Origin of the sequence: Streptococcus pseudopneumoniae (genome assembly GCF_038148955.1) — a bacterium.
GTDB lineage: Bacteria > Bacillota > Bacilli > Lactobacillales > Streptococcaceae > Streptococcus > Streptococcus pseudopneumoniae_T.
Genome location: NZ_JBBJZY010000035.1, coordinates 1 through 8,493 on the forward strand (window position 1 = coordinate 1; position 8,493 = coordinate 8,493).

10 protein-coding genes and 1 tRNA gene are annotated in these 8,493 nt (G+C 38.8%); 2 read left to right on the plus strand and 9 right to left on the minus strand.

Features of this window, described 5'->3' with window-relative positions:
- Positions 1 to 194: 194 nt before the first annotated feature.
- The 6 genes from WKI23_RS09075 to pbp2a all read right to left on the minus strand — a co-directional run bounded on the left by WKI23_RS09075 (position 195) and on the right by pbp2a (position 4,136).
- A tRNA-Glu gene (locus WKI23_RS09075) sits at positions 195 to 266 on the minus strand.
- A 92-nt stretch (positions 267 to 358) separates the two neighbouring features.
- On the minus strand, positions 359 to 838 hold the full coding sequence (locus WKI23_RS09080; protein ID WP_368079699.1) for a sigma-70 family RNA polymerase sigma factor: 480 nt from the start codon (positions 836 to 838) through the stop codon (positions 359 to 361).
- Between the two features lie 120 nt (positions 839 to 958).
- Entirely contained in the window at positions 959 to 1,495 is a 537-nt protein-coding gene (nusG, locus tag WKI23_RS09085; RefSeq protein ID WP_000376734.1) for a transcription termination/antitermination protein NusG, read from the minus strand.
- 54 nt (positions 1,496 to 1,549) lie between these two features.
- Positions 1,550 to 1,726, minus strand: a complete 177-nt coding sequence (gene secE, locus WKI23_RS09090; RefSeq protein ID WP_001210991.1) for a preprotein translocase subunit SecE — start codon at positions 1,724 to 1,726, stop codon at positions 1,550 to 1,552.
- Positions 1,727 to 1,735: 9 nt separating this feature from the next.
- Positions 1,736 to 1,888, minus strand: a complete 153-nt coding sequence (gene rpmG, locus WKI23_RS09095; protein ID WP_001809375.1) for a 50S ribosomal protein L33 — start codon at positions 1,886 to 1,888, stop codon at positions 1,736 to 1,738.
- 52 nt (positions 1,889 to 1,940) lie between these two features.
- A complete protein-coding gene (gene pbp2a, locus WKI23_RS09100; protein ID WP_368079700.1) occupies positions 1,941 to 4,136 on the minus strand; it encodes a penicillin-binding protein PBP2A in 2,196 nt (731 codons plus the stop codon).
- An 86-nt stretch (positions 4,137 to 4,222) separates the two neighbouring features.
- Here pbp2a and WKI23_RS09105 point away from each other — a divergent pair, with 86 nt between their 5' ends.
- The gene (locus WKI23_RS09105; RefSeq protein ID WP_368079701.1) at positions 4,223 to 5,098 is read left to right on the plus strand and encodes an RluA family pseudouridine synthase; all 876 of its coding nucleotides are present in this window, start codon (positions 4,223 to 4,225) and stop codon (positions 5,096 to 5,098) included.
- A 68-nt stretch (positions 5,099 to 5,166) separates the two neighbouring features.
- Here WKI23_RS09105 and gap read toward each other — a convergent pair whose 3' ends face one another.
- The 3 genes from gap to WKI23_RS09120 all read right to left on the minus strand — a co-directional run bounded on the left by gap (position 5,167) and on the right by WKI23_RS09120 (position 8,307).
- Positions 5,167 to 6,177, minus strand: a complete 1,011-nt coding sequence (gene gap / locus WKI23_RS09110; RefSeq protein ID WP_033687386.1) for a type I glyceraldehyde-3-phosphate dehydrogenase — start codon at positions 6,175 to 6,177, stop codon at positions 5,167 to 5,169.
- 176 nt (positions 6,178 to 6,353) lie between these two features.
- The gene (locus tag WKI23_RS09115; RefSeq protein WP_368079702.1) at positions 6,354 to 7,655 is read right to left on the minus strand and encodes an ABC transporter permease; all 1,302 of its coding nucleotides are present in this window, start codon (positions 7,653 to 7,655) and stop codon (positions 6,354 to 6,356) included.
- Positions 7,624 to 8,307 carry an ABC transporter ATP-binding protein gene (locus tag WKI23_RS09120; protein WP_368079703.1) on the minus strand — a complete coding sequence of 228 codons (684 nt, stop codon included), beginning with the start codon at positions 8,305 to 8,307 and terminating at the stop codon, positions 7,624 to 7,626. The genes WKI23_RS09115 and WKI23_RS09120 overlap by 32 nt, the downstream gene beginning before the upstream one ends.
- Between WKI23_RS09120 and WKI23_RS09125 the strand changes: the two genes are divergently transcribed.
- Positions 8,291 to 8,493: hypothetical protein (locus WKI23_RS09125; RefSeq protein WP_368079704.1), on the plus strand; the 203-nt coding region annotated here is incomplete at its 3' end. The two genes, WKI23_RS09120 and WKI23_RS09125, sit on opposite strands and share 17 nt — an antisense overlap.

Below are 8,493 nucleotides of genomic sequence, written 5' to 3' on the forward strand. Positions count from 1 at the left end.
CATTGTTCAGTACTACAACCTTAGTTGTAGTGCCCTGCACATTGGTTCGTCTTGTTCAGTTTTCAAAGGTCTTTGTCACTCGCTTCTCTCAAGCGACAACTATATTAGTATATCACAGCCACTTTCGCTTGTCAACACTTTTTTGAAACTTTTTTAAACTTTCTTTCATCAAGTGTTCCTACCGCAACATACCATAGTCCGTACGGGATTCGAACCCGTGTTACCGCCGTGAAAAGGCGGTGTCTTAACCCCTTGACCAACGGACCAGAGTTGTTGTTTTCAACTCTTACTATTATACAGTCTTTTCAAACTTTGTCAACACCTTTTTTAAACTTTTTTTACTTTTTTGCATGAATTCCTAATGGGTACGGATGTCAAACTCTTTAAACACAATACGTAAGTCTCTTAACACTCTTTGACGCCCTCGGAAGCGTTCATGTCTTAAGACGCGTTCTAACTCTTCTTGTTTGTCTTTACTTTGTTTGTTTCTATAATCTCTTAGTGTTTCATGAAAGAGATAATAATCATCTAGCCAGAGACCTCCCTCACTTATACGATGACTAATCTCACCTACTTCTTCATATGGTTCTTTGTCATATCTCCGTTTCTGGCTTTCTTGCTTACGGAGATAATCTAAAATTCGATTCCGGAATTTTGTTTTGAAATATTTCCTTAAACGAGGGATATCTTCTACTAATCCTTCTTCTTTACTAATCAATTCATGTAGACATATCATGCCCTCTTGGTCCCAATCCAATAGTTCCCATAAATGCAAGTAATATTCATTTCTACACTTATATACAATTCCTTGGACTTCTTCATACATTTTTTTAAGCATAATCTTCCCCTTTCTGTGTACAGTCTAACAGATACAGAAACACTTTTGGCACATTTCATCCATTCTGCACCCTTTACCTCCTAAACTGCACAAAAAAGAGAGGACAAGCCTCTCTCAGGGTTATAATTCTGCGATTTGGTTTAGGTTTACTTCTGCAACTGTGTCATTACCAAACATAGAGATAATCATTTTTACTTTGTTATTATCAATTTCTGTAATCTTACCAGTGTAGTCTGCAAAAGCACCATCAATAATACGTACAGTTTGACCAACCTCAACATCGAAATCAAATTCTTGAACAGTTTGTCCCATAGATATCAAAATGTCACGAATTTCTTGTTCCAATAATGGAGTTGGTTTTGATCTGTTCCCGTGTGATCCGACAAATCCTGTAACATTTGGTGTGTTTCGAACAACAAACCAAGCTTCATCTGTCATGACCATTTCTACAAGAACATAACCTGGAAAGCGATTTTCTTCTACTTCTTTTCTCTTTCCATTTTTTTCAACTTGCACTGTTTGTGTTGGAATTTCAACACGTAAAATATTATCCAACATATTGTAGGTTTGCGCACGTTGCAATAGATTTTCTTTTACCTTATTTTCATAACCAGAATAAGTTTGTAAAACAAACCACCCTTTATCAAAACTATCCATGATATTTCCTTTCATAAATAGAAGATTTTTAGTGTAATTAACTCCACTAACCTTCTAAAAAATGTTAATAAATCGAATCAAACCTGAAACAATCAACTGGTCAAAAATGTAAATAATTACTACAAAGAAAGCTGTGTATTCCATTATAGAACGAAAATCTCTCCAGCTTTCCTTGCGAGTTGGCCATGTTGTGTCTTTAAGAAGTCTAAAAATATCTCCAATAAAACGCATCGCTCTCTCCTATCTCGTTTCTCTGTGTGTAGTGTACTTACCACAATGCTTACAAAATTTATTTACTTCTAGTCGTGTAGGCTTGGGGTTTCCACTAATCTTGATTGAATAGTTTCTAGAACCACAAACCGCACAAGCTAGGCTTGCTTTTTTTAGTGCCATAACGCCTCCATCTTATCTATTATAACAAGAAAGCTAGGCTTTGACAAGCATCTTAGCGAAATAGATTGACTACCGAATCCCATATTGTTTGAGCCTTTTCCTTAATCTTCGCATCTGAGATAGCCCGGCTAGCCTCATCTACTAGACTTTGCGCACGTCCTCGAATATCAGACAAATTATCATCTGTCTGGCTATTATCATTGGTTTGTACTTGTCTTTTTGTATTAGCTGGTGCAATTCCATTTTTCTTATATGCATTTTCAACTGTAAAGGTGCTTCCTGGTGTATAAGGTAAAATGGTATTTGCAATATTTCTAAAGACATGAGCCGCACCATTTGATGTAGAACCCGCTAGATAGTGATTTTCATCAGTGGTCGGAAAACCAAGCCAGTGGCTAATCACTACATCCGGAGTATAACCAATTACCCACTGGTCACTTGTGTAATCCGGATTGAAAACTGCTTCAGTTGTTCCAGTTTTCCCTGCCATGACATAGTCTGCAGGCGATGAACTAATACCGGTACCGTTGGTGAATGTCCCCAACATCATACTGGTCATCTTATCAGCTACAGACTTATCAATCACCCGTTTTTGTGAATTTTTATGGCTCGCAATAACCTGACCACTAGCATTTTCAATTCTACTAATAAAATGAGCTTCAGGCATTAAACCTTCATTTGCAAAGGCAGCATATGCTTGAGCCATTTGCAGAGGATTGGTTTCAACACCGCTTCCCAATGCGACACCAAGAACACGATCAACTTTTTCCATGTTGAGTCCGAATTTTTCGCCCGCCTCAAAAGCCTTATCAACGCCCAAATCATTAACAGTGGCAACAGCAGGCAGATTAAGCGACTCTGCCAAGGCTTGATACATAGGAACTTCTCGACTCGTTTTGATTCCTGCATAGTTATCAAGCTTATAGCTGTCGTACTGCATGGTATGGTTATCCAAGAGCTTATTCAAAGCCCAGCCTGCTTCAACTGCTGGCGTATAAACAACTAAAGGCTTAATTGCAGAACCAGGACTACGTTTTGATTGAGTTGCATAGTTGAAATTCCGGAATCCAGTTTTATCATTGTCAGCAACTTGACCGACAACTCCACGAACTCCTCCTGTTTTCGGTTCAAGAGCTACACTTCCTGATTGTGCAAATGTTCCATCCTCTGCCCTCGGAAATAGCACTGTATTTTCATAGACAACCTGCATATTTGCTTGGTAGTTTTGATCCAGCTCTGTGTAAATGCGGTAGCCATTATTGACAATTTCTTCCTCTGTTAGATTATACTTGGAAACAGCTTCATTAACCACCGCATCAAAGTAAGAAGGATAGCGGTAATCTGAGATTTTTCCTTCATACTCATCGTGCAATTGCGAATTCATATCAACTTCCGCAGCTTCGGTTTCTTGTTTTTTATCAATATATCCTGCTGCAACCATATTTTGCAAGACAGTATCGCGCCGATTGGTAGAATCTTCTACAGAATTCAAGGGATTATACAGTTCCGGCCCTTTGAGCATCCCTGCCAGAGTCGCAGCTTGATCCAGAGTCACTTCTGATGCAGAAACTCCAAAGTATTTCTTACTCGCATCTTCTACACCCCACACACCATTTCCAAAATAGGCGTTGTTAAGGTACATGGTTAGAATTTGATCCTTACTATATTTTTTGGTTAATTCTAAGGCCAGAAAAAATTCTTTCGCTTTTCTCTCAACAGTTTGATCCTGTGACAAATAGGCATTTTTAGCTAGCTGTTGGGTAATAGTAGAACCACCACCTGAACGACCAGCAGTGACAATCGCCAAGAAGAAACGACCATAGTTAATCCCATCATTTTTATAGAAAGAACGGTCTTCTGTCGCAATAACAGCATTCTGCAAGTTTTTACTGATGTCAGTCAGTTCAACGTAGGTTCCCTTTTGACCAGACAAGGCACCAGCCTCTTTTTCTTCACGGTCAAAAATGATAGTCCGAGTTTTCAAGGCGTTTTGCAAATCATTGACATTGGTTGACTTGGCTACAGCAAATAAATAGGTTCCAACTAGCAAGCCTGCACTCAAACCTAGTATAAGGACAATCTTTGTTAGATGATAGCGACGCCAAAATTTTCGAATTGGACCCACTTGGGCTAATTTTTTTCGATCACTGCGAGAACGACGTAAGCTAGTAGAATCAGAATCCTCTAGTTCACTTGTTTCTTTTTTAAAAAGAGAAAGAAATTTCTCAAATAATTTATCTAATTTCATGCGTTTATTTTATCATCTTCATCATAGGAAAACAAGAATTTAGCTATTTCCTATCCAAATAGGGCTTTTTTTGTTACAATATCTGTATGCAATTCACATTTACATTACCAGACTCTCTACCTCAAATGACGGTAAAGCAATTACTGGAGGAACAACTCCTCATCCCTAGAAAAATCCGTCATTTTTTGAGAGTCAAGAAACATATTTTGATAAACCAAGAAGAAGTTCACTGGAACGAGATGGTAAGTCCTGGAGATGTTTGCCAGTTGACTTTTGACGAAGAAGATTATCCCGAAAAAGAAATCCCTTGGGGCAACCCAAACCTCATTCAGGAAGTTTATCAAGATCAACACTTGGTTATTGTGAACAAACCAGAGGGGATGAAAACGCATGGTAATCAGCCAAACGAAATCGCCCTTCTTAACCATGTCAGTGCCTATGTTGGCCAAACCTGCTATGTCGTTCACCGCCTGGATATGGAAACCAGTGGTTTGGTTCTCTTTGCCAAAAATCCTTTTATCCTCCCCATTCTCAATCGCTTACTAGAGAAAAAAGAGATTTCTAGGGAATACTGGGCACTAGTTGATGGACATATCAACAGCAAAGAACTTGTTTTCAAAGACAAAATTGGGCGTGATCGCCATGACCGCAGAAAACGAATAGTTGATACAAAAAATGGGCAATATGCCGAAACGCATGTAAGCAGATTAAAGCAATTTCCAAACAAAACTTCCTTGGTTCGTTGCAAACTAAAGACCGGGCGAACCCATCAGATTCGTGTGCACCTTTCTCATCATAACTTCCCTATTTTGGGCGACCCTCTCTATAATAGTAAATCAAAGACAAGTCGGCTTATGCTCCACGCCTTTCGACTTTCCTTTACCCATCCGCTTACATTAGAGAAATTAAGCTTCACTACCCTTTCAGACACTTTCGAAAGAGAATTAAAAAAGAATGGATGATTGTGTCATCCATTTTTCCATATAAGAAAAGCAAGACCACGAGGCCTTGCTTTTTATCGACTCAAGAATTATTTAGCAATTTTTGCGAAGTATTCAAGAGTACGAACAAGTTGTGCAGTGTATGACATTTCGTTGTCGTACCATGATACAACTTTAACCAATTGTTTACCGTCAACGTCAAGAACTTTAGTTTGAGTTGCATCAAACAATGAACCGTAAGACATACCTACGATATCTGAAGATACGATTGGATCTTCTGTGTAACCGTATGATTCGTTTGAAGCTGCTTTCATAGCTGCGTTCACTTCATCAACAGTAACGTTCTTTTCAAGAACTGCTACCAATTCAGTAACTGATCCAGTTGGAGTTGGAACGCGTTGTGCAGATCCGTCAAGTTTACCGTTCAATTCTGGGATTACAAGACCGATAGCTTTTGCAGCACCAGTTGAGTTAGGAACAATGTTTGCAGCACCAGCGCGAGCACGGCGAAGGTCACCACCACGGTGTGGTCCGTCAAGGATCATTTGGTCACCAGTGTAAGCGTGGATAGTAGTCATCAATCCTTCAACAACACCAAAGTTGTCTTGAAGAGCTTTAGCCATTGGAGCCAAGCAGTTTGTAGTACATGAAGCACCTGAGATAACTGTTTCAGTACCGTCAAGAACGTCGTGGTTAGTGTTGAATACAACTGTTTTAACGTCGTTTCCACCAGGAGCAGTGATAACAACTTTTTTAGCTCCACCAGCGTGCAAGTGTTTTTCAGCAGCTGCTTTCTTAGCAAAGAAACCAGTAGCTTCAAGAACGATTTCTACACCGTCGTTAGCCCAGTCGATTTGTTCTGGATCACGTTCAGCAGAAACTTTGATGAATTTACCGTTAACTTCAAATCCGCCTTCTTTAACTTCAACAGTACCGTCGAAACGACCTTGAGTTGTGTCGTATTTCAACAAGTGTGCAAGCATAACTGGATCTGTAAGGTCGTTGATACGAGTAACTTCAACACCTTCTACGTTTTGGATACGACGGAAAGCAAGACGACCGATACGTCCGAAACCGTTAATACCAACTTTAACTACCATTAGTGATTTCCTCCTTATGAAAATCATGAAATTTTTATTGTGAAAAGAGTAACTTGAATCACTACAAATCACCTTTCAACAAACCTATTATATAACTATTTGAGTTGAATTGCAAGTACGGGCATTGTTTTTCTATGTTAGTTTCTTTTTTAAACTGTAAATCAAGGAATCCCTTACTATTCATATCGTAGCGATTCTACAGGATCCATTTTACTAATTTTACGTGCTGGGAAGTAGGCTGAGACATAACCAAGCAAGAGAGCGAAAGCTAGAGTTCCTAAAACAGATAACAAATTTAGTTCAAAAACCTTAGTGATGGATGGGTAAAAATGACTTACAATCGCATTCGCCAAACTTCCCACCCCTTGGGCTACCAAAAAGGCCAGTAGCAAGGCGATTCCTACAATCCAGATAGCCTCGTAAATAAAAATTCCTTTGACATCACGATTTTGATAACCAACTGCCTTCATGACACCTATTTCCTTAGAACGTTGCATAATATTGATGTAAATGATGATACCAATCATGACCGCTGCTACCACAATAGCTTGTGAGGAAAGTACAATCAACAATCCCTGAATGACACGAATAAAGGTAATCACAATATCAAGAACCTTCTGTTGAGAAAGAACAGTATACTTCTTATTTTTCTGCAATTCTTCTGTTACCGTTTTCGTCTGTGACGGATCTTTGAGTTCCAAGATAAAATAAGATACAGCTTTTGTAAATCCAGCCTCTTTCAAAATCGTTTCCATTTGATGAGACGGCATGAAACTGTTGCTGTCCTCCAAGTCATCTTCATCATTGATTACACGTACAATCTTTGTTTGAAATTGAGCAGTCTTGCTAGCTTCAGCATCATTTTCTACAATGCTGGCTGAGACTGATTTGCCAATAACATCACTAGCTGTCAGATTGTTTCCTGTCTGTTCATTCCAATTTTTTAGTAAACTGCTTGGAATCGTCAAGCCCTGTTCATTTGCATCCGTATAGAGGGAGCCAGCCAACACTTTGTCCGTCTCATTACTACTAACAGAGATACTTGTATCCTCATAGAGACTCACTACTTGAGCATAAGAAGGCATCGTTTGACTCAGATCCATTTCTTGACCATCTATAGTAATATTTGACATGATCATCCCAAAAGGACTCTCCAAATATTTAATAGCTTCTTTCCCAACTGTATCCGTGATATAGTTCTTATCGTCTTGGTTCAAAAAGCCTCGTCCAACATTTTTTGTGTTTAAAGCAATCTGAACTTGAGAAGGAATTTGACCTCCATTCGTATTTTCATCAATCATCGAAATCAAAGCATTTCCCAAGCCGAAAGAAATTAAGACTCCTACAAAACCGATTGAGGTTGCTAGTGCAATCAATAGGTTACGCCATTTTCTTTCCAGAAAGTTATTTAAAGAAAGTTTGAATTTATTTTTCAATGATAATCCTTTATTTTTTGACTTCTTCAACGACTTCACCATCCTTCATTTTGATAATCACATCTGCATATTCAGCAACCTCTGGATTATGGGTTACAATCAATACTGTTTTCCCTGTTTGGGCTAATTTTTTAAACTCTTCCAATACCATTTCTTGGGATTGAGAATCCAGCGAACCCGTTGGCTCATCTGCTACAATCATATCAGGCTGATTTACCAGTGCACGCGCGATTGCTACGCGTTGCTTTTGCCCGCCAGAAAGCTGTTTAACATTTTTAGCCATAAAAGGCTCCATGCCCAAGTTACTTAATTGCTCCTTTGCAATCATTGTCATCTCCCTGTCAGATAAATCTTTGACATAGAGAGGTAGCTTGACATTGTCCAAGACAGATTGATGAGGAATGAGGTTAAAGTTTTGAAACACAAATCCAATCTTATCTTTACGAAATTGAGTTAGTTCAATCTCTGATAAGTCACGGAGGGATTCCCCTTTAAACTCTAAATCTCCTTCATATTGTCTATCTAAACCGCTGATGATATTGAGTAGACTGGTTTTGCCACAGCCTGATGGACCGTAAATCGCTGTAATTTTACCTTTTGCAATCTGCAGGTTAACATTTCTTAGAGCCTGCTCTTGATGTTTACCGTCCAAAGTATAAAACTTTGAAATATTTTTAATGGATAAAATGGACATTCTTTCCCCCTTGTTTAAAACTGTTATCGTCATACATCGTACTGATAGAAAATCCTTCAAGTTGATTGCCCCTATGGGCCTACTACTTAGAATTTTCTCTCTATTGCCTAGTTTGCTTCTGGATGTATATCAAGTAATACTCTTCGAAAATCTCTTCAAACCACGTCAACGTCGCCTTGCCGTACT

What these genes read in the sequence shown, in the direction of transcription:
- WKI23_RS09080 (WP_368079699.1), bottom strand. Translation starts at nt 838, where the DNA reads ATGCTTAAAAAAATGTATGAAGAAGTCCAAGGAATTGTATATAAGTGT.
- WKI23_RS09105 (WP_368079701.1), top strand. Translation starts at nt 4,223, where the DNA reads ATGCAATTCACATTTACATTACCAGACTCTCTACCTCAAATGACGGTA.
- nusG (WP_000376734.1), bottom strand. Translation starts at nt 1,495, where the DNA reads ATGGATAGTTTTGATAAAGGGTGGTTTGTTTTACAAACTTATTCTGGT.
- WKI23_RS09120 (WP_368079703.1), bottom strand. Translation starts at nt 8,307, where the DNA reads ATGTCCATTTTATCCATTAAAAATATTTCAAAGTTTTATACTTTGGAC.
- secE (WP_001210991.1), bottom strand. Translation starts at nt 1,726, where the DNA reads ATGCGTTTTATTGGAGATATTTTTAGACTTCTTAAAGACACAACATGG.
- gap (WP_033687386.1), bottom strand. Translation starts at nt 6,177, where the DNA reads ATGGTAGTTAAAGTTGGTATTAACGGTTTCGGACGTATCGGTCGTCTT.
- rpmG (WP_001809375.1), bottom strand. Translation starts at nt 1,888, where the DNA reads ATGGCACTAAAAAAAGCAAGCCTAGCTTGTGCGGTTTGTGGTTCTAGA.
- WKI23_RS09115 (WP_368079702.1), bottom strand. Translation starts at nt 7,655, where the DNA reads ATGGTGAAGTCGTTGAAGAAGTCAAAAAATAAAGGATTATCATTGAAA.
- pbp2a (WP_368079700.1), bottom strand. Translation starts at nt 4,136, where the DNA reads ATGAAATTAGATAAATTATTTGAGAAATTTCTTTCTCTTTTTAAAAAA.